Raw genomic sequence first — 21,275 nt, forward strand, 5'->3', positions numbered from 1 at the left:
ACTCAAAACCGGCAACTGACAAAAGTATGGAGATTCAGACCAAAGATTACACGATCCAGTACGATCGCGCTACGCAAACAGTCACCTGTAGCGGCTCGTTCCGACTCAGCCAGGTGGAAGAATACGCACCGATCGTCGATCTGCTCAACGAAGTGGCTGACTCCTGCCCAAACACCGTTACTTTAGACTTGCGAAAGCTAGAATTTTTAAATAGCTCTGGAATTAATATTGTCTCAAAATTTGTGATCAAAGTGCGCCAGCAAAAAAATATTCAAATCGCCATCAAAGGTTCTAAACAGATCCCCTGGCAGATCAAATCCCTGAAGAACTTGCAGCGGCTGATGCCTTCCTTGCACTTAGAATTCGAATAGCAACGATAAAAGGTAAAGATGAATCGTCGGCTAAGTCGGGGAACCAGGATGAGGGTGGCTGAAGTTAATCGGAATAAGTCATAGTTAAACTAGCACAAAACCCTAAAAAACTTCAGAACCGACTAAAAATTACCAATTTTCAATTGCTATGCAGGAAGAACCCTCGACAGAACAGCTACTTTTCGACGTTCAGCGGCTGAGTGCGGAACTTGAAAACTTGAAGCGCGAAAAGGTTGACCTAGAACTTTTGCTGGAGACTACCACCGAACATTCAGATACGATGGAAGCTCACTTGCTGAGCAAAGCTCAGTTGGCGCTGCGTTCAAGCGAAGAGCAGTTTCGGGCGATCGCCTCGGCAACTCCCGTGCCGGTATTAGTTTCTCGCCTCTGTGACGGCTTAATTATGTATGCGAACGCTCAATTGGCTTCTCTCCTGAACATACCCCTAGAAAAATTGATCGGCTGCACCACTCCAGACTTTTACTTAAACCCCGCCGATCGCCCAAAGGTACTTGAGGCACTTGCTAAAGAGGGATACCTGCAAAACTACGAACTCCACTGCAAAAAATCAGACGGCACCGCTTTCTGGGCGATGATCTCGGTTCAGTCGCTGATGTTTAACGGCCAGCAGACGGCATTGTGCGCCTTGTACGACCTCACCCAGCGCAAGGAAGCAGAACAAACCCTCCAAGAAAGCGAAAAGCGTCTCCGCCGCCAGAGTTTGGCTTTGTTGCAGCTAGGTAGGCAGAGAACTCTCAACAGCGGTGCGCTGAATGTGGGAATTCGCGAAATTACCGAAGCTGCAGCCCGGACTTTGGATGTGGAAAAAGTCAGCGTCTGGCTTTACAACCATGGAAGATTTGGAACTCGCTACCCCAGCGATCAGCTAAATTTTACCGAGAGAGTTCTCGCCCAGAACCAAACAGAGCCACTTGGTACAGAGGCCGCTGCCCCAGAGCAACACGAGGGGGTTAATCATTCTAAGTTTAAAATCCCCAACCCCAAATTAGTTTGTCTCGACTTGTACGATCGCACCCAAGAGAATCACTTGAGCCGGGAGTCCATATCGGCAAGCGATTTAAATTTATCTCTTTTAGATGTGGAAGGCGACGCACCGGGCGAAAATTTGCGATCGGAGAATGCTTTAGAACCTACGACAAAGACTCAAAACTCTCTACACACAAATTTGTCCCACTCATCTTCGCTAGCCGAAAATTCCGCTGTGCGGCAAAATGCCAGCAAGCCCAATTCATCCATATTAAATGTAGCAATTAGGCTCGGCGGCCAGATTGTGGGCATCCTCTCTCTCGAACATATCGGCGCGCCCCGCCAGTGGGCTCTGGAGGAGCGCACCTTCGCTGATTCTTTGGCAAATTTGGTAGCGCTGGCGATCGAAGGATTTGAGCGCCAGCGGGCTCAGGAAGCCCTCTCCAAAGCTAAAGCGCAGCTAGAAATGACCGTCGATCAGCGCACCGCTCAACTCACCGCCGCCAATAAACTGCTCCGGATCGAAATTGCCGAGCGCAAAAGAGCGGAAATAGCCTTGCAAGAAGCCTTACACAAAGCTGAAGCAGCTTCTAGAGCTAAAAGCACTTTTTTAGCCAATATGAGCCACGAGCTGCGGACACCGCTAAACGCGATTATCGGTTACAGCGAAATGCTACAAGAAGAAGCACGGGAAACGGGACTCGAAGACATCATTCCCGATACCCAAAAAATTTATAACGCCGGCAAACATTTGCTCACTTTAATTAACGATATTCTAGACCTTTCTAAGATAGAAGCCGGTCGGATGGAGCTTTATTTAGAAAAATTTGACCTCACTAATTTAATAGAAGAAGTCGTTGCCACTTTGCACCCTTTGGTCGAAAAAAATCACAATCAATTGCAAGTTTCTTGCTCTGAAAATTTGGGGGTAATGTATGCAGATTTGACTAAAGTCCGGCAAATTCTGTTTAATTTGCTATCCAATGCCCTGAAGTTTACCGAAGGTGGAACGGTGCTGTTGAGCGCGACTCGCGAACCAGCAGGCGGCAGGGATTGGGTTTATTTGCAGGTATCTGATACGGGGATTGGAATGTCGGCAGAACAGCAGCAGGGTGTGTTTGAACCTTTTATTCAAGGAGATGCTTCGACTACTCGCAAGTACGGCGGCACCGGTTTAGGATTGGCTATTAGCCGCTTGTTTTGCCAGATGATGGGCGGCGATATCACTGTTGAGAGTCAGTTGGATCTTGGCTCTACTTTTACTGTTCACTTAAAGGCAGAAGTTGATATTAGTTAGAAGCAAGTTTGGCAACTAGAAATGTAGGAGATTTAAGGGATTTAAAGAGTGGGTTATGCCAGGAACTTTGTACCGGATTTAACGGATTTAACGGATGGCAAAAGAGGGAAGAATTACCCAATTACCAATTCCCACGTTACAAATTAGCCATTACCAATTACCCATTCCCTTTTTAATTGTGACACCGATCGCGATCGACCTCTGTTGTCGATCACACAGTAGCATTTTTTTTCAGCCTAGAATACCTATATTATTCCAAGATTGTCCTGCAGGCACGATCGAGCGCCTCGCTGCATTCACAAGTCCCACCTCAACCTAATTAAGGGGGTGGGGGGTTGCTTCCATACAGGCAATTTGGTAAAAGTAATGCTATGGTCGCGAAGCGGTAGAAGGCAAAAGTTAACAGGAAATCAGGAAGTTTCAAAAGTCTCTGGACGCAGAAACACAATTCTGCTTTTTGCCTTCATACTGCTTCTACTGGCGAGATAGCAATGCTGCTGAAAGCAATGCACAATTTCTCAGAATCAAAGGAGTGCATCTACATGATTAAACCTTGCAGTCAACCGCTAAAAATAAATCCTTTTACTTGTTATCGCGATCCGGCTACAGGCAGGTGGACTACTGTAGTTACAAGTGTTCCAAACACTTGTGAAACAGACTCTAGTTTAAAAGCAGAAGCCGAAGGCGAAAACGAAGGTAAAGCAGAAACTATCCTTTCTACTTCGCCTGCTGTCTCGGTCTCGAAAAAAGTCCTTTCTTTTTCTGTGCCTCAGTTTAAACAACGTGCCAAAAAATCTGCTGTTAGTGTCAGCAGGTAGCTATTGCAGGGGTCTAATCTAGTTTCCACGGTTAGTCCCCGGCGCTCGTCAAACCAAACAAAACAAACTTATCCATAGCTTAAACTGTCAAAAAGCGATATACTGGCAGCAAACTTTCTCCTTCAATATCCGTGAAGTATTTGCTCGATCGCTGCCTCCACTTTGTATGGACAGACCGACCAATTCGCCAGCGGGGAACAGTCATCATTGCTATTCCCATGATTTTTCTGTTTGCTTCGCTGCTAGCAATTGCCGGTCTCCGGGATAGTGCCCTACAGATAAGAAAGCGAGCAGATACTAATAGGGAAATACTTCAGGAAACTAACCGCATGATAACCCTGGTGGTGGATGCGGAAACGAGCGTTAGGGGTTATGGGTTGACAAAGCGCCGCGAATTTCTATCACCCTACTTAGAAGCAAAGAAGAGTTTGCCTCCGCTGCTGGCTAAACTCAACGTTTTGGTTCAAGAAAACAAACTGCAAGCTCAGCGATTTGAAGAAATTAAAAAAAGTACCGAACAGCATATAAATTTCTTGCAAAACACTTTGAATAAGCTGGACAGTTCGGCAATAAGGATGCAGTCGCCGGAAATAATTGAGGTGTTCACTCAAGGCAAATTGAGGAGGGAGAACCTGCGCGCAAAAATTAATGTGTTTGCTAATGCCGGCGAAGCCTACCAGAAAAGTCTAGATCGGCAATTAGGGGAGTTGGTAGATTTCATTAATTTTGTGCAAGTTGCGGGTTTACTTTCCGGCTGTTTGGGTGCAGTGGCTTCCTGGTATTTATTTGATAGTTTAGAGAAGGAATTGAGGAAGCGGGAAGCAGGCTTGGAAGAGAGTAAAAGTCGCATTCAAGCTGTGGTAGACAATGCGGCGGACGGTATTATTACTTTGGACGCACAGGGGAATATTGAGTCTTTTAATAGGGCAGCAGAAAAGATTTTTGGTGAGAAAGCCGATCGAATAATTGGCTCTAACTTGCGGGGGCTGATCGCTCAACCGCTGCCGCACAGCAGCGTGGGGGATTATTCGGTCGAATATTTTGTGTTACATCCAGATACTACGCTGAAGACTTACCAGCAAGAAACGGTTGGAATTCGACACGACGGAACGAAGTTTCCGATGGAGTTAGCTGTCAGCGAAATGCATCTGGCAAATCAACACTTGTTTATTGCGATTTGCCGCGATGCCAGAGGACGGAAACAAGCCGAGGAAACTCTGCGAAAGCAAGCCCAAATGCTGGATTTGGCAAACGATACGATCGCGGTCCTCGACTTGAATGGGGCAATTTCTTATTGGAATTTGGGGGCGAAGTGGCTTTACGGGTGGCGGAAGTCGCAAGCAATAGGAAAAAATATTCACCAGCTTTTACAAACAGAATGGTCCCAACCTTTTGAGGTAATTCAAAAAGTATTTTTCGAGAAGGGTTCTTGGCAAGGAGAACTGGTGCGAACTAAGAAAGACGGGACAAAAATAACGGTGGCAAGCCGCTGGACTTTGCAGTACGACGATCGAGAGCAACCGGTTGCTATTTTGGAAATCAGCAACGATATTAGCGATCGCAAACGCTCAGAAGTTGCTTTGGCCCAAAGCGCGCAGCGGTTTCGCGCTACTTTTGAGCAGGCTGCAGTCGGCATGGTTCAAGCGAGTGTGGAAGGCACATTTCTGTTAGTCAATCAAAAACTATGCGAAATTTTGGGCTACAGCCGTCAAGAATTGGTGGAGAAAAGATTTCAGGATATTACTTGGCCGGGAGATTTGGCAAGCGAACTGGAACTTTTGCGCCAATTGTTAGCAGGAGAAATTGAAAATTTCTCTCTGGAAAAGCGCTACATCCGCAAAGACGGCGAGTTGGTGTGGGCAAACTTAACGGTTTCGCTGCTGCGAGAACAAGATGACAGTCAATTTCTGATGAGTGTGGTTGAAGATATTAGGGATCGGAAACAAGCGGAGGAATCGCTGCGGTTACGTGCTCAAGAATTGAGGTTGACAGCCCAAAATCTGGCTAAAACGACGAATGTTTTAAGAAAGCGGAATCAAGAATTAGACCAGTTTGCTTATGTAGTTTCTCACGATTTGAAAGCGCCGCTCAGGGCGATCGCAAATCTCAGCAGTTGGATAGAAGAAGACCTCAGCGAGTCGATGACAGAGGATACTCTGCACCAAATGAACCTGCTGCGCGGCAGAGTTCACAGGATGGAAGGTTTGATTGAGGGATTACTGCAATATTCCCGCGTCGGACGGATTCAAGTGCCTTCAGAAATGGTAAAAGTTGAGAATTTATTAGCAGAAATTATTGATTCGTTGGCGCCGCCGTCTGAATTTGAGGTGAAAGTTGAACCGGGAATGCCAACTTTTGTGACCGAAAAATTGCCGCTACAGCAGGTTTTTTCTAATTTAATTAGCAACGCAATTAAGCACAACCGAGCTGAATCGGGTCATGTAAAAATATCGGTTAAAGAGTTAGATGATTTTTACGAGTTTTCTGTAGAGGATGACGGGCCGGGGATTGATCCTCAATATCACGATAAAGTTTTTGTGATTTTTCAGACCTTGGAAGCTCGCGATAAAGTAGAAAATACTGGGATTGGTTTGTCGCTGGTGAAAAAAATTGTCGAAGGTCAAGGGGGCAGTATTTCCCTCGAATCTGCTGAAGGTGAGGGAGCAACTTTTCGGTTTACTTGGCCAAAGCAACCTATTAGCCAAGACGGAAAATAAAACTACTCACGGCGAGCCAAAGAGTAAATTTAGGGTGCACCCGGACTACCGAGAACCCGATAGCGACTGTTTAAACTGCATCACAACGGATTTCGATGATAAATCCATCAGGATCGTAAAAGTAAATGCCGCGTCCTGTAGCACGAGTGACGGGGCCGCTATCGATCGCAATTTGATTAGACTTTAGCACTTCGAGAGCGCGATCGAACAAATCCGGATCTATATCGAAGGCTAAGTGGTTGGCGCGGGTAAAAGCTTTCTCCGGGTCTGGGTTTGGCGGTTCTAAGTCTGGCTGCCAAAATAAGTCAATAACAGTACCGTCAGGAGTAACGAAATTAGCAACTTTACCAGCGGCTACCATTTCTGTTAAAGTTGCGGGAATTTCTGCACCTGTTAGTTCGTGGAGGCCGAGAATTGTACCGTAGAAGTGGCGGGAAGCTTTCATGTCGCGCACGTTTAAAGCGATATGGTGAACGCGGCGCAAATTCCCCGGCGCGAGGACAATTTTGACGTTGTTTTCGGTAGTTTGCATGATTGTCAATTACGAATGTTCAAATTGAATGCAGTTTGATTTATTCAGATAGTACCCTGTAAAATAAGCATTTTAAGTTGGTAGTGAGGAGTGCAGCCCTCGAATTTCTAGGATAACTGAAGTCCTCACTACCAAAACTTTTATTCGAGTTGTGCGATCGCACATACTATCCCTTAGTATTATTATTCTTTAGGAAAGGATGCCATGCCTACAAATAACATGACTATACCGCCTGCAAGAATTGCGAAAGCAAGTACACCTACAACTAAATCTAATCCCGATGTATTTTCCATTAAATTAAACTGTTCTCCAATTAAACACAATCATCGGTATTTGTTCATGGTTGAGTGCTTGCACACAATGGGGAAGATCAGAAGAAAATAGCTTTCAACTTATTAGAAAAACAGCCTATTAATTTCTTCCGTCTTCCCTAAACATCCATCCGTTAAATCAGCTAAATTCTGTACACAGCTTAGTGGCCGAACTTCTTATTTTGCCAATTCTCGCTCAATAGCAGCGATTAGTTCTGGCGAATCGGGGCCAACACTGCTGCGGAATCTGGCAACCACTTCACCCTGTTTGCTAACTAAGAATTTCTCAAAATTCCACGAAACCTCACCCTTGGGATCGACTGCATTCGTAAGCTTAGCGTATAGCGGGTGCTGCTGAGTACCTTTAGCGCGTACTTTGTCAAATAATTCAAAGCTGACGCCGTATTTAGTAGTACAGAAATTGACGATTTCTGGATTACTTCCGGGTTCTTGACCTCCGAAGTCGTTGCAGGGAAATCCTAAAACACGGAGTCCGGCCGCGCTGTACTTCTGGCTCAATTCTTCGAGTCCTTTGTATTGAGGTGTATAGCCACATTTCGAGGCTACATTAACTATCAAGAGTACCTTGCCAGCGTACTCTCCTAGCTGCTTGTCTTCGCCTGCGATCGTTTTTACTTTAATGTCGGAGATTGTGCTGGGCATTTTCAAATACTTTTAAATTTGACCACCACAATTTTACCGCAAGTCGTTACAATTTTGTTGAGAGGTCGATCGCTAAAGATTTAAATAGCCCGGTCGGGGCAGGTTGACGGATATTGGGCTTATATTATAGATATTGGTGAACCCGCCTCTACCAAAATCACGGTTAATTTACCGAACATGATGTTAGTAGATGGCGGTGAACTTTCCCCACAGCATCTATCGCCACAGTCAGCTATTAGATTTAAGTTTCTCGCTAATAGCTAAAATCTACACCGAAAAAAACGAATATTTTAACTCTCTGAGTGGTGTTCCGTCATCCATTTTTGGTAAGTATCCTCAAGTTGCTTGTCTTCGAGAACGAGTTCTAGGCGGACTTTGACGCAACCGTGACGGGGTTGAGAGGCGATCGAGTTTAAGATCTTGCTAGCTTTCTGCACAGAGGTAAATTCCGCCTTAACTGTCGGTTCTTGGCGATCGCTCTGAATCTCCCTCAAATCTATACCGGTGATCTTTCCCTCGCCTAAATCTATTTCGGCTAACACCTTCGGATCGTCGCCGACTTGTTCGACAATCAGCTTTTCCCACTGGATAGGCACTTGTACCATCCGAGTTTCAATTTCTTTACGCACTATGACTTCGCCGACTTTGCGCTTGCTGCGATTGATCACCAATCGTTCTTCTAGCAGGCGAATTACTTCTTGATCGACAATATCCAAGTTTTCCTCATCCTCATCTGTCTCCAAATTTGGATCGGTGAGATCGGCATCTGTTAGATTTGACATAACTGTTGAGGGATTTGTTAACTCACTGTTGCTAAATTCACTATCCGGTTCCGAGGCATTTTCTAAATACGGATGCGCGCCATTAGCCGACACTACCGGCAGCATATCGACTTGGTCCGAATTAATAGTTACAAACAGGGCTTTTTGGTGATAATCTACTTTTTTGAGCAGCTTAATACTTAGTAAAAAAGTGCGAGGATTTTCGCTACCTAGCCCGGTCACCACAAAGTTTAACTGACCGTTAGTATCAAAATAGACATCTTTAACTTTGCCTACTAAGTGACCTTGGTTGTCTTTGACCGTAAAACTTTTTAGCTTAGTTCTGACTTTTTCAGGCACCCGGTTGAGACGGGTTATTGATTTGGCAGTTGCTATCTTTTCTGCTGATGCTTGACGGTTCATTTTTTAAACTTTCCTGCTTAGGTATTTTTATTATGAATTGGTAAGGGGAAATTGGTAAACGCGGGGAAAGTGCATAAACGTTGCCAAAACAAGACAAGTTTTGTACCCCCCCCGCCGCTCACATAGGAATTGCCCGATCGCTACCAATCCAATCAAACCTGCGCGGTGACAGAATTATGTCATTAAGGCGCAATTCCTATGCAATAGCTGTTGCGGTTGGTTTAGATCTTGTTATTTTTATTATCTACAACCGCAGTTCCATCAGTCTTAACGTCTAATTCTTCGCGACGCAAGGTTTCTTCACCCTCAACCGTGCTGCGAACAACTTCTTTTCTGACGTTGACTTCTTCCCGGACGAAAGCTTCCTTGTGAATGTCGGCCGTTTCTTCATAGACTTCCATGCGTGCAACTTCCCCTGATTGGAAGTCAGCCTCACCGACTGAAACTACTCGACCCGCTTCTACGGGGGTTACTCGATCGATTACAACTCGTTCTTTTTCAATGGGTACTGAAGCTCGCGCTGTTTCAGTTTCTACGCGCTTGCCAACTGCTACTTCGCCTGTTTTTGCGCGGTGTTTGTTGGCAATCAAGCGTTCTTCATAAAGCTTGAGATTTTGGTGCTGCTGTTCGTTGGTGTCGTAGAGGGGGCGGTCCATATCGTAGCTATAGCTGCTGCGATCGTAGCTAGCAGGAGTTGCAGTGCTTGCAGCGGCCGTTTCTTGATTGCGGTAGACGCCTCTTACCTGTTCTTCGCGATCGTAATCTATTGCTTCTAATTCATTGTAAGCGGGCAATTGTTCTGCTTGAGCTTTGTTGCGAAGACCTGTGGCGTGGACGCGACGAGCTCCATAGTCGAAGCGAGCCGAGCCGATTGGCAACAATACTTTTTTGCCAAAAATCCAAATACCGGTATCAACTACCAGATAGCGGAAACGACCAGTGTCATCAACCAAAGCATCATAAACAGTGCCTACTTTTTCATCAGAGTCGCCAGCATAAACATCAAATCCCTTGATGTCGTCTCCAGCAAAGATTTCTTCCTGATAGTTAGGATAAAATTCTGCTAATCTTTGAAGTGCCATGTGTTTTTTCCTCTTTGCTCTACTTAAGTTAATAGTAGAAATTAATTCGCTAACTTCCCTCTCCCTAAAGTCAGAAGTGTATAATTTAGGTTGTTTAATACTATAGGAATACTACGGCATCTTTGCTTCTATGCTAGCGCACTCAGCTATTTTAAAGATTGTAAAACTCTACAATCGTCAATCTTATAACAAGTATTAAAACTCAAAGGCAACCGTAGGGATACTGCCTTGCTGCGTCCTACTCCCCTTGCAGGATACTCCTTTGCATTGTGCCTACTGTTAATAATTGTTAACTATGTGGTGAAAAATCAGCATTACATAGTATTACCAAAATATCAAAGCCCCTCATCTTGCAGGAGAGGGGCTTCAGGAAAGCTAGAAATTTTAAGTTCAAAGCTGATTGAATTGAGTTCTGATAGCTTCTATCCGACTGCGGTTAACTCCCATATCTGACTGTCCCAGACGCGAAGCCGATCGCACATGGATGACTTTTGCTTCATCATCTACCAAAAATTCAACGTCATCAACAAACCCCATCAAAGCACTGGTGAACTCCGCATACAGGTAATTATCAGTTGCCGTGATAATTTTAGTTTTTCCATAAGACTCGATCGCCCCTTTGAGCTTTGCCATAGCTTCCGCAGCGGACGAAGTGTATGCCAAAGGCTCAATTTTGTGTTCGGCATCTTGACTGAAGCTGCTAACGCAGTTGGGGGAATTCGGGCACGCTGCGAGTTTTCCTGACTGAATCCCAATATTGGTAGGTCTTGTTCCAGCAAACATTGTTTTTTCTCCGGGTATAGCGATAAAACTAGCGATCGACAGTACCGCTACTGCTAGCAGTGATATTAAAATAACCAGGATTTTTTTCCATGCTGTCGGCGATTTTGTTTCAACTGTTTGCAAAGGATTAGCCCTCCTGAAAGTATAAATGCGGTCTACTTTTCATATTAATTGAAATTAACATCAAAAAATTAAAAAGATTTTTTTTGTTCTTCAATTAACCAGTAAGTCAGCATTCTTCCTTTACCTTTAATCGGGATATGACCCCGTTCTTCCAAAACAAACTGCTCTTTCAAACGCTCGTAAGTCGCCGCCGTTACTTGAATTTTACCGGGCAATCCGTTAGACTCCATGCGTGAAGCAACATTAACAGTATCACCCCACAAATCATAGCTAAATTTACTAATCCCAATAATTCCAGCCACCACCGAACCGCTGTCAATTCCAAGCCTCAATTGAAAATTTTCTCCCATTTTGGCATTAAACCTTCTCAATGCTGCCTGCATCTCCAAAGCTAAAAGTGCGATCGCCTCAGAGTGATCCTGCCGCGGCGTCGGCAAACCCCCAACCACCATGTAAGCATCCCCAATCGTCTTAATCTTTTCCAACCCGTGCAATTCAGACAACCTATCGAACTCCGAGAAAATCCCGTTCAAAATTTCTACCAACTGCGTTGGACTTTTGTGAGCAGAAAACTCTGTAAAACCCACCAAATCAGCAAACAAGACGCTCACCTCATCAAAATGCTCCGCTATCAACTTTTGCTCTTTTTGCAAGCGCTCCGCAATAGGTTTCGGTAAAATATTCAGCAGCAATTTCTCAGTTTGTCCTTGCTGCACTTTCAGCGCTGCTTCAGCTTGTTTCCGCTGAATCAACGAACCGAGCTGCGTAGCAACCGCGCTCACTAATTCCAACAAGCGCGGCTGACATTTCAAAACTTTTTTGCGATAAAAAATCAAAATAGCTAACACTTGATTGTCCGCCAATATTGGCACCCCAAAAGCCGCTTTCAATCCCACAGTAGCCGCAATTTCGGCTCGTAAAAAAACTTGTTCCGGTGCACTAGAAACATCATCGATCCATTCAGATTCCTGCGACTGCCAAATCCTGCCTGGGAATCCCACACCGGGAGAAAAAATTAACTGCCAACTTGTTTGTCGGAATTCGGCAAAACTCAAGTCGCTGACGTACCTGCCTGTAGCGCATTTTAAAAAGCCCTCACTGCAAGGAATCCAAGCTTCGCCCAGATTCCATTCAATAGTTTGGCAAATTAAACCTAAAATCACATCTATAGCCGACTCGAAATCCTCAGATTTGCTAATAGCTTGAGTGGCTTGAAGCAGTAATCTTGTTTCCATTTCCACCTGGTGGCGTTCAGCGATTTCCTGGTGCAACTGGATATTTTGAGCGGTCAATTTTTGATTTTTTTCTTGCAATTGCATTTGCAATGAACGCACAGTAAGTTGATTGCTCACTCGCGCCAATACTTCTTTCACCTGAAAAGGTTTGGTGATATAATCGGCTCCGCCCACTTCAAAAGCTTTTGCTTTATTTATTCCTTCTTCTAGCGCGCTGAGAAAAATAATGGGAATTTCCCTAAATTGCGATTGTGATTTTAATTTTTTACATAGTTCGTAGCCGTCAATATCCGGCATCATAATATCGAGTAAAATCAAATCTGGTGCGCTAGAGTGAATAGCATCTAACGCCGAAAAACCATTAGTAACAGGGCGAACTTTATAGCCATTTTTTTGCAAAATTCTAATCAACAAACGCAGATTATCTGGCGTATCGTCAACTACTAAAATATCGGCTTGATAGTTTTCAGTTTGTTCCGCCTTCATCTGCATTATCTGATTCCTCCGCCTCGGCAATTAAATTGAGAATTTTCTGGTAATCAAAATTATCGAGATGACCCTGGAGGATTTCCGCCAATTCAGGATGAGGCTCCCTTATTTCGTCGATTGTCCTGACAATTAAGTCAAAATCAGCACTGCGGATTACCTGCTTCATGTTGTCTATCCATTCTGCGGGAAGTGTAGGTAAATAAGCAAGCGCAGCATTAGGGAGGGAGCCAGATAAATTATTTCGATCGCCTATAGAGATCGAGTCCGTTGAGTTAGAGTAGAGATACTTCACCCCCAAATGTTTGTGGATAGTATCAAATATATCTGTTTTGCGGAAAGGTTTGCTAATAAAATCGTCGCAGCCGACCAATAAAGCAAACGCTTGCCTCCCTTCAATTGTACTAGCTGTCAAAGCAATAATCTTGGGAATCGGGGAGTCGGGATGGGAAATATTCGTTTCTCCATTTCCTTGCTGCTGTTGCTCTCTCTGCTTGATTCTAGCCTTAATTTGTTTAGTAGCTTCGTAGCCGTCCATCACTGGCATTCGCACATCCATCAAAATTAAGTGCGGATGCCAAGTTTCCCACATTTCTATTGCTTCCTGGCCGTTGGTGGCTTGTTCCACCCCGAAACCTAAAGGAGAAAGCATTTTAACTAAAAGTTGGCGGTTGTCTTCGCGATCGTCCACAATTAAAATCCGGTAGCACGGTTGATTGGGTTCCAACCCACTAACTTCGCGGTTAAGTTGCGGATCTGGAAGCTCAGCAGCATAAACCGCACCGACTGGAATTTCAAATTTAAAAGTGGTACCGAGTTCCAGTTGGCTTTCTACGACAATTTCTCCTCCCATCAGGCGGACAAATTGACGGCTGATCTTCAATCCTAAACCCGTACCTTTCTGATTTTTATTACCGGAAGCTGTTTGCACAAACGCCTTAAAAATCTGACCCAATTCTTCCGGAGCAATGCCAACTCCTGTATCTTCAATTTCAAACAGAAGGAAAAAACCCGGCACAGTTGAATCCTCATCAGCTTCATCTCTCCATCGAACCCTTGCAAAATCACTGCTAGTTCTCGAAAAATCCCGAATACTTCTTGTGGTATCAAAGCAAGCTGTGGGACTATCCAATAAATCCAGAAATCCCGATTTTTCTAACTTTATAACTCTTAAGATGATTTCGCCGGTTTGCGTAAAGTTAATCGCATTACTCAGAAGATTAATCAGCACTTGGCGCAGTTTAATATCATCGGTTCGCACGTACTGAGGAACGTCAGCATCGCGCTGGAAACGCAACTGCAATTCTTGATTCTCAACCCGCAGTTGAAACATATCTTGCAAATCGTCAAGCAAGCGGTAGAGGTCGAAGTTTTTCGGGTTGAGCGTCATCCGCCCAGCTTCGATTTTTGACAAGTCTAAGACTTCATTGATCAAGGTGAGCAAGTGTTCGCCACTACGCCGAATAATTCTCATATTTTCTCGGTTTTCGACACTAAGATCCGGGCTGGGTTCCATGATTTGTGCAAAGCCGAGTATAGAATTGAGAGGGGTACGTAACTCGTGACTCATATGGGCCAGAAACGTGCTTTTAGCTTTGTTTGCTGCTTCAGCAGCTAATGCGGCTTGTTGGAGTTGTTCTGTGCGTTCGTCAATTTGGGCTTCTAAGGTGTGGTGGTAATCTGCTAATATTTTTTCGGCTTGTTTGCGATCGCTAATATCTTGAAAAGCTGCGATCGCATAAACAATATTTCCGCTAGTGTCAAAAATCGGCGTAGTATTGATCTCGATCGCAATTCTTTTGCCATCTTGACGGATTTCTACATCGTCAACCTTGACAGATTCTCCTTTCAGTGTGCGCAAAATTGGCAGATTATCCGGCGGGTACAGCTCATCAGTATTGGCAACATAAAGTTGATAAGTGGCAGCTAATTGTTCCGCAGTGCTTTCCGGGATAGTGTCTGCACCCAGCAACTCCCGCGCTGCCTGGTTGAAATAGGCGATCGAGCCATCGGGATGATAAACAGATACCCCCACAGGCAAAGCTTCTAAAAATTGACTCAGGCGGCTTTCACTCGCAGACAGCGCCTCATTTACTAGCTTTAACTCCTCGTTTACTTCTTGGCGCTTATGAATTTCATCTGTTAACTTTTGATCTTGCAAATAACTGTGAACTGCTTCTACTACCGTTAATTTTAAGTCTTCATTTTGCCAAGGTTTAGGAATATAACGGTACAATTTAGCATACTTAATAGCATTACTCAGGGCTTCCAAATCTGCTTGCCCCGTTAGCATAATAGTCAGCGTCTCCGGCGAGCTTTCGTGAATTCTTCTGAGCAGTTCATCCCCTTTAATATCCGGCATGATGTAATCGGAAAGCACCAAAGCAATCTCGTATTCATCTGCCTGCAGATCGGCCAGCAACTCTAAAGCATCAGCCCCCCCTTCAGCGGTTTCAATTATACAACGATCGCCGATCGCCTTTTTCAGTTCAATCTTTAAACTATTCAAAACGTCAGGTTCATCATCAATACAAACAATCACAGGTTTTTTCATAACTTAGCCAGCCCAGATTTTATAATCTCTATTAAGTCTTTGCTTTGCCAGGGTTTGTACAAACAACAGTATAAATCTGCTTCTTCTACTGCCCGCTGAACCGCCGCTGCATCCGCTTGTCCCGTCAACATCACCTTAATAATTTTAGGATATTTTTGGTGAACTTTAATTAAAAGTTCGTCACCTTTAATTCCCGGCATCAGCCAATCAGAAACAACCACAATCACCTGAGCTTTTTCTTGAAAGTCCTCCAGTAAATCTAAGGCTTCATCACCACTTTCAGCTAATTCATAAAAGTAATTATTTTTAAATTCATTTTTTAGCTGCATCTTGAGAGTATTCAAGATATCCGGTTCATCATCAACGCAAAGAATTATAGGCTTATTCATCTTTTCCTGTCCGCTGAAATTTTAGTATGTTTACTGACATGACTTGCTTTTACATTATTGATTTCGGGCAACGATGCAGGATATATGTCCCCTATCTTTCTTATTTTAATAGGACTTCCGAAGATCAGCCCGGTTTCTGGTAATAAATCTTGTATTTCTCAGCTAGACAGCGACGGGTGCCGCCGGGAATCTGCCCCCTTGCAGGTAAGTTTTGTTTAATAAATAGGCAGCGAGACTGTAAAAGTTGTCTGCCCCGGTACAGAATCTACAGCAATTGTACCTTCGTGTTTTTCTACAATTTTTCTCACAATATCCAATCCCAAACCGCTACCTTCGCCCGCAGATTTAGTGGTAAAAAACGGCTGAAAAATTTTGGGAATAACTTCTGACGGAATACCTTTGCCGTTATCAGTAAACTTGAGGCAAATATTTGCCTCTTGCTGCCGAGTTTCAATCGTCAAAACACCTTTATAATCCATTGCTTGCAGGGCATTATGAAGGAGATTAGTCCAAACTTGATTTAAATCATCGGGATAGCACATAATTCGGGGTAAATCTCCATAGTTTTTAACTACTTCTATGCCGTGTTTCATTTGATTTTGATAAAGGGTTAACACCGTTTCAATGCCATCGTGCAAGTTCGCCTGGACTTTTTCTGGTTTGCTATCAAAATGAGCGTAGGTTTTTAAGGCAAATACTACTTTCCCCGACTTCGCTGTTGCTCTTTGGATCAAGCTAATACTTTTTTTAAAGCTCGCAAACTGATAAGCACTATTTAAAACTACTTCCCAATCCGGCGATTTAAAAAGCGGCAAGAACTCTTCTATTTTTTCGTAGATTTCCATATCAACTAAAGTATCCGCAATTTCCTCGGAGTTTTCAACAGATTCTGCCATCAAATCCGCCGCCAACTGCTGCTTAAATTTGCGTTTCTCTCTGCTTGTAAATAAAACTTCTTGATGAGTAGCTCTGTAAAGTAAAGCTAAAAAATAAGCTTTGCTTTCGTGAGAAAGTTTTTGATAAATTTCAGGAAAATTTTCTAAAAATTCCTCGGAAAAATTCGCTATATTATTAATAGAGGAACCTATAATGCCCAAGGGGGTATTGATTTCGTGGGCAATGCCGGCAATCAGTTGTCCCAGGGCTGCCATTTTTTCCGATTGAATCAAATGATTTTGGGTGGCTTGCAGTTGGTGGAGCGCCATTGCTAAATCTTGATTTTTCTCTTGCAAAGTGTGTTGCAGTGAACAAATTTTTAAATGAGTCTCTATCCGGGCTAAAACTTCTTCAACCTGAAACGGTTTAGTAATAAAGTCAACTCCGCCGACTGCAAAAGCTTTAACTTTATCCAGCACGTCATTAATCGCACTAATAAAAATAACAGGAATGTCTTTGGTAATTTCAGAAGTTTTGAGTTGCTGACAAACTTGATAGCCGTCCATTTCTGGCATCAGAATGTCCAGCAGCACTATATCTGGCGGTATTTTTTGAGCAGCAGACAATGCTAGCTTGCCATTGGGCACGGGGCGAACTTGATAGCCTTTTTCGCTCAAAATTCCGGCCAGCAGCCGCAGGTTTTCTGGTGTATCGTCCACTACTAAAATATTAGCTCGATTGGTTTTAGGTAAAGTTGAAATCATCTGGTGTTTACTGTTTTTCGCTGAGTTCGATTATGTTCAAAATTCTGTCATATTCAAAATTATTAATGCAATCTTGAAGCTTGCCCGCAAGAGAGGGATTGACAGTGCCGATTTGTGCGATCGAAGTTGCGATCGCCTCCATGTCTACACTCAAAATACTTTGCTTGAATTGAGCCATCCAGTCTGGAGAAAGAGAGGCAAAAGCCTCCGGTGTCAGCACCTCCTGACTTGACTCCTCTACACCTGCGGCACTTACTGCGGTTGAATCTTCATAAATATAGCGTACTCCTAAATGTTTTCCCATTGCCACAAAAATATCCTCCTCGCGGAACGGTTTCCGCATAAAATCATCGCAACCGGCCGAAAGAATCACCGCTCGTTCTTCCTCCAAAACGCTAGCAGTTAGGGCCACAATCGCCGTTGCTTGCCCGCCAGTTGTAGTTTTAATCTGTTTCGTTGCCTCATAGCCGTCCATGACAGGCATTCTCATGTCCATCCAAATCAGATGCGGTTCCCACTCCATAAAAATATCAACCGCTTCTTTACCGTTATTTGCTTCTCTCAACTCAAATCCGAGTGGACTGAGAAGTTTTACTAACAGTTGGCGATTTAAAGGTTTGTCGTCCACAATTAGCAAGCGATAACTCGGCTGATTCGGTTCGAGGGCAACGACTCGACGTTGAGTTTTTTTGCTTTCAATATCACTAGCTTCAACCAGATGAACTTGGATATAAAACTGAAATAATGCACCCTTTCCGATATCGCTGCTAACAGTAATTTCACCTCCCATTAATTGCACGAACTGGCGGCTAATAGCTAAACCTAAACCCGTTCCTTCCTGAGAATCTTTACCTGCTTTCGTCTGCACAAATGCTTCAAACAACTGATGGATTTCCTCAGCAGCAATGCCTGCGCCAGTATCTTGAACTTCAAAATGCAGCCAGTAGCGGCCGGGCAATTGGTCAGTGCTGTTTGTATGTATATGCCGCCTTCCTCCTTTGACTTGCAACGACACTCTCCCTTCAGAGGTAAATTTAATCGCATTATTGAGCAAATTAATTAAGACTTGCCGCAATTTAACTTCATCAGTACAAATGTAATGGGGAACTTCTGCGTCTGTGTCGAAGATTAATTGCAAACCTTTTTGCTCTGCTTTGAGAGCAAACATATCTTCTAAATCGTCGATTAGTTGGTACAAATCGAAGCTTTTTGCATTAAGCATGGTGCGTCCGGCTTCGATTTTTGACAAGTCTAAAACTTGGTTAATTAAAGCCAGTAAATGTTCGCCACTCCGCAGGATAATTCCGACATTTTCTTGATTTTCCTGAGACAACGTTTGACTGCGAATCAGGACTTGAGCAAAGCCGATGACCGCGTTCAGGGGCGATCGCAATTCGTGGCTCATATTGGCGAGAAAGGTACTCTTAGCTTTGTTTGCTGCTTCGGCCGCTTCTTTCGCCTGCTGCATTTTGATTTCCGCTTGTTTGTTGTCAGTAATGTCTTTAATAAAACCTTCGTAGTAAAGTAGATTTCCTGCTTCATCGCAGACAGCGCGACAATTTTCCGAAATCCAGATTATGCTGCCATCTTTGCGGTAAATTTCCGATTCAAAGTTTGATAGTATCCCGTACTCGGTCATCAACGCTGCAAATTCGTTGCGGCGGTTGGGTTTCACGTAAAGCTGGTTATTGAAATTCGGCTGTGCTGCTATTAATTCTGCGGGGCATTCGTAACCATAAAGCTGAGCTAAAGCGGGGTTAGCGCTGATGTATTTCCCGTCAATAGCAGTTTGGAAAATTCCATTCAAAGCATTTTCATAAATGTTGCGGTACTTTTCTTCTGCTTCCCGGAGGGCAGTTTCTGCTTTTTGGCGCTCGGTAATATCGCTAGAAATTGACAAAAAACAAGCTTCTCCGTCAATAGTGATGGTTTCTATCGACAGCAGTGCCGTTCTTTCTGTACCATTTTTATTGCGAAACCTCAGTTCATAATTGTGAATTGCTGTCTTGTCTTTTAACATTTGAATCATGCAATCCCGCTCTTTCAAACTAGCCCAAAAATTTAGTTCTACCGCTGTTTTACCGATAATTTCTTCCTGGGTATAGCCCATCATCCGGCAAAAACTCTCATTAACTTCTAGGTGGCAACCGTCACGAATTCTTGTAATTGTAATCGCATTCGGACTCGAACGAAAAGCTTTGGAAAACTTTTCTTTTGCCTTAGCAAGATCTGCGGTGCGTTCTGCAACTTGCACTGCTAAATTTTGGTTGTATGCCCTTAATAATTTCTCCGCTATTTTCCGTTTCGTAATATCTTGAAAAGCGCACATTCCGTAAATAATATTTCCTTGGGAGTCGTAAATAGGAGTTCCCCAAACTTGCAGGGGAACAGTTTTTTTATTGGAGGAGATTTCAATGTCATCAACAGTTACACTTTTGCCCTGCAAAGCATTTAAAATGGGGTCGCGTTCCGCCGGGTAAATTTCCTGAGTTCCAGCTAAATAAACTCTGTATAATTGGCGCAATTTTTCGGCATCTGTTGCCACAATTCCTTGAGATAAAAGTTTTTCTCCTGTAGGGTTAATGTAGTGAGGTTGACCATTTGGCTCTGCAATAAAAATCCCTAGCGGTACTGCATTGAGAAATTGTTTGAGTCGGCTTTCGCTTTCTGAGAGGGAAGTAAATGAATGCTGCAATTGCTCTGCCATGCTGTTAAAAGCAGTGGCAAGTTCTCCGAGTTCATCTTCGCGATTCAGAGTGAGCTTTGTATCCCATTCATTTCGCGCCAAAGCTTTCGCCGCCGCATTCAATTTTAAAATCGGCTGAACTACCCATTTAGCAGTAAGAATTCCCAGGACTGTCGCTCCCATCAAAGCTGCAAGCGACAGTAAAAAAGTCGTGCGCGTGTTGAGGTTAATTTGCTCCATAAAGTCAGACTCTGGTACAACTACTACAATCAGCCAATCCAACCCTCGATCGTCTTTAAAAGGAGCTACCTGAATAAAATTTCGCTTGCCATCAACATCAAAAGTAAGTTGTTGAGAATTATTGATTTTAGCTAAGCTATTGTAGGATTTCTCTAAATGCTGTGCAGTTTGGCGAATTACCGGATTCTCGCTTTCTGAAGCTTTAATGCGTCTTGTTTCTTTACCTTCCACCACAAATTCTGGACTCGCCGTTGAAGTGGCAATTAACATCCCCGATCGCTCCATCACAAAAGTTTGTCCCGATTTGCCAATTTTGAGGCCGACGAGAAATTCTTTGATTCGAGAAAACAGCAAATCGCTGCCAGCTACGCCTAACAATTTACCAGCGTCGTAGATAGGCAAAGCAGCAGTAATTGCCAGTTCCCTCGTCAAAAAATCTGTATAAATTGGAGTCCAAATAGGTTTTTTTGCCGCAGCCGCAGCTATGTACCAAGGGCGAGTTCGCGGATCGTAAATATCGGGTGAAATTTGCACTAATTGAACGCGGTTTCCCTGATAGTCAGCCGTATACCGAGCTAATTTATTGCCAGTAGAGCTGTCGGCAGCAGATATCAACGTCCGCTCTTTAGTGCGGATTGCTCCCGAATGTTCTCCATTTTCTTTACCTGTGTAAATGATGCTGATCGAATCAAAATATTGAATTTGTTCTAGGAAATGATGTTCTAGTTTTTGGTGGTCTTCTAGGTTCAACTGCCCCAATTTTATGCCTTGAACGTTCAGGTGATTGACAATGTGGGGAATTGACATATAATTTTCCATGCGGTCTTTGATGCGATCGCTAATTTCTCCCCGCAACTGAGCGGCAACCTCGTTGACTGCCCGCTGACCGTTTTGGAAAGATAGCCAACCTACAACTCCTACCGTGCCGACAATTTGCACTAAAAAAGGAACCACGAGCACCGTTTGTAATGGAGCTTTGCCGATAAATTTTGTAGCCAAACGATTGAGGGGTTTAGGAAACATATTCATCCTAAAAGTAATTAAAATTGGCCGTTTAAATTAGTAGAGGTTAAAATCTTGGAGCGAGAGACGAGCGAGTAATATCAAATCCGGTTAATCACTCATGGTCAAATTGTTTGATCTCGACATTTAAAAGTTTTGAGGACTTTCGTCGTCA

14 protein-coding genes are annotated in these 21,275 nt (G+C 43.7%); 4 read left to right on the forward strand and 10 right to left on the reverse strand.

Translation table 11 applies throughout. The annotated features are described in order from the left end of the window. Positions 1-26 precede the first annotated feature (26 nt). The 4 genes from QUA27_RS09455 (at position 27) to QUA27_RS09470 (ending at position 6,190) form a co-directional block, all read left to right on the forward strand. Complete coding sequence (locus QUA27_RS09455; RefSeq protein ID WP_333067612.1) at positions 27-371, forward strand: slr1659 superfamily regulator; 345 nt, start codon at positions 27-29, stop codon at positions 369-371. Between the two features lie 148 nt (positions 372-519). Continuing rightward, positions 520-2,655 carry an ATP-binding protein gene (locus QUA27_RS09460; RefSeq protein WP_333067613.1) on the forward strand — a complete coding sequence of 712 codons (2,136 nt, stop codon included), beginning with the start codon at positions 520-522 and terminating at the stop codon, positions 2,653-2,655. Positions 2,656-3,146: 491 nt separating this feature from the next. Continuing rightward, positions 3,147-3,473 carry a hypothetical protein gene (locus tag QUA27_RS09465; protein WP_333067614.1) on the forward strand — a complete coding sequence of 109 codons (327 nt, stop codon included), beginning with the start codon at positions 3,147-3,149 and terminating at the stop codon, positions 3,471-3,473. A gap of 131 nt (positions 3,474-3,604) precedes the next feature. Continuing rightward, positions 3,605-6,190, forward strand: coding sequence for a PAS domain S-box protein (locus QUA27_RS09470; RefSeq protein ID WP_333067616.1), 2,586 nt, complete (start codon positions 3,605-3,607; stop codon positions 6,188-6,190). 70 nt (positions 6,191-6,260) lie between these two features. Here the strand turns inward: QUA27_RS09470 and QUA27_RS09475 are convergent, their stop codons facing one another. The 10 genes from QUA27_RS09475 to QUA27_RS09520 form a co-directional block, all read right to left on the reverse strand. Then, positions 6,261-6,722: a VOC family protein gene (locus QUA27_RS09475; protein WP_333067617.1), complete on the reverse strand. Its 462-nt coding sequence runs from the start codon at positions 6,720-6,722 to the stop codon at positions 6,261-6,263. Positions 6,723-7,210: 488 nt separating this feature from the next. After that, complete coding sequence (locus QUA27_RS09480) at positions 7,211-7,696, reverse strand: glutathione peroxidase (protein WP_333067618.1); 486 nt, start codon at positions 7,694-7,696, stop codon at positions 7,211-7,213. 290 nt (positions 7,697-7,986) lie between these two features. Further along, positions 7,987-8,880, reverse strand: coding sequence for a PRC-barrel domain-containing protein (locus tag QUA27_RS09485; RefSeq protein WP_333067619.1), 894 nt, complete (start codon positions 8,878-8,880; stop codon positions 7,987-7,989). A gap of 221 nt (positions 8,881-9,101) precedes the next feature. Further along, a complete protein-coding gene (locus tag QUA27_RS09490) occupies positions 9,102-9,962 on the reverse strand; it encodes a DUF2382 domain-containing protein (RefSeq protein WP_333067620.1) in 861 nt (286 codons plus the stop codon). 390 nt (positions 9,963-10,352) lie between these two features. Further along, positions 10,353-10,868: a DUF1499 domain-containing protein gene (locus tag QUA27_RS09495; RefSeq protein ID WP_333067621.1), complete on the reverse strand. Its 516-nt coding sequence runs from the start codon at positions 10,866-10,868 to the stop codon at positions 10,353-10,355. Between the two features lie 68 nt (positions 10,869-10,936). Then, complete coding sequence (locus tag QUA27_RS09500) at positions 10,937-12,595, reverse strand: adenylate/guanylate cyclase domain-containing protein (protein WP_333067622.1); 1,659 nt, start codon at positions 12,593-12,595, stop codon at positions 10,937-10,939. Beyond that, positions 12,570-15,143: a response regulator gene (locus QUA27_RS09505; RefSeq protein WP_333067624.1), complete on the reverse strand. Its 2,574-nt coding sequence runs from the start codon at positions 15,141-15,143 to the stop codon at positions 12,570-12,572. Before QUA27_RS09505 ends, QUA27_RS09500 begins: the two co-directional genes overlap by 26 nt. Beyond that, positions 15,140-15,532, reverse strand: coding sequence for a response regulator (locus tag QUA27_RS09510; protein ID WP_333067625.1), 393 nt, complete (start codon positions 15,530-15,532; stop codon positions 15,140-15,142). Before QUA27_RS09510 ends, QUA27_RS09505 begins: the two co-directional genes overlap by 4 nt. A gap of 215 nt (positions 15,533-15,747) precedes the next feature. Next, positions 15,748-17,172, reverse strand: a complete 1,425-nt coding sequence (locus tag QUA27_RS09515) for a hybrid sensor histidine kinase/response regulator (protein ID WP_333067626.1) — start codon at positions 17,170-17,172, stop codon at positions 15,748-15,750. Positions 17,173-17,179: 7 nt separating this feature from the next. Further along, on the reverse strand, positions 17,180-21,121 hold the full coding sequence (locus tag QUA27_RS09520) for a PAS domain S-box protein (RefSeq protein ID WP_445251489.1): 3,942 nt from the start codon (positions 21,119-21,121) through the stop codon (positions 17,180-17,182). Positions 21,122-21,275: the final 154 nt, after the last annotated feature.

It is taken from the genome of Microcoleus harperi Pol14_C6, from assembly GCF_036701295.1.
Lineage (GTDB): Bacteria > Cyanobacteriota > Cyanobacteriia > Cyanobacteriales > Microcoleaceae > Microcoleus.

Excerpts from the sequence above, each read along its gene's own strand:
- QUA27_RS09480 (WP_333067618.1), bottom strand. The coding sequence starts at position 7,696 with ATGCCCAGCACAATCTCCGACATTAAAGTAAAAACGATCGCAGGCGAA.
- QUA27_RS09475 (WP_333067617.1), bottom strand. The coding sequence starts at position 6,722 with ATGCAAACTACCGAAAACAACGTCAAAATTGTCCTCGCGCCGGGGAAT.
- QUA27_RS09460 (WP_333067613.1), top strand. The coding sequence starts at position 520 with ATGCAGGAAGAACCCTCGACAGAACAGCTACTTTTCGACGTTCAGCGG.
- QUA27_RS09515 (WP_333067626.1), bottom strand. The coding sequence starts at position 17,172 with ATGATTTCAACTTTACCTAAAACCAATCGAGCTAATATTTTAGTAGTG.
- QUA27_RS09510 (WP_333067625.1), bottom strand. The coding sequence starts at position 15,532 with ATGAATAAGCCTATAATTCTTTGCGTTGATGATGAACCGGATATCTTG.
- QUA27_RS09465 (WP_333067614.1), top strand. The coding sequence starts at position 3,147 with ATGCTGCTGAAAGCAATGCACAATTTCTCAGAATCAAAGGAGTGCATC.
- QUA27_RS09500 (WP_333067622.1), bottom strand. The coding sequence starts at position 12,595 with ATGCAGATGAAGGCGGAACAAACTGAAAACTATCAAGCCGATATTTTA.
- QUA27_RS09505 (WP_333067624.1), bottom strand. The coding sequence starts at position 15,143 with ATGAAAAAACCTGTGATTGTTTGTATTGATGATGAACCTGACGTTTTG.
- QUA27_RS09485 (WP_333067619.1), bottom strand. The coding sequence starts at position 8,880 with ATGAACCGTCAAGCATCAGCAGAAAAGATAGCAACTGCCAAATCAATA.
- QUA27_RS09490 (WP_333067620.1), bottom strand. The coding sequence starts at position 9,962 with ATGGCACTTCAAAGATTAGCAGAATTTTATCCTAACTATCAGGAAGAA.
- QUA27_RS09520 (WP_445251489.1), bottom strand. The coding sequence starts at position 21,121 with ATGTTTCCTAAACCCCTCAATCGTTTGGCTACAAAATTTATCGGCAAA.
- QUA27_RS09455 (WP_333067612.1), top strand. The coding sequence starts at position 27 with ATGGAGATTCAGACCAAAGATTACACGATCCAGTACGATCGCGCTACG.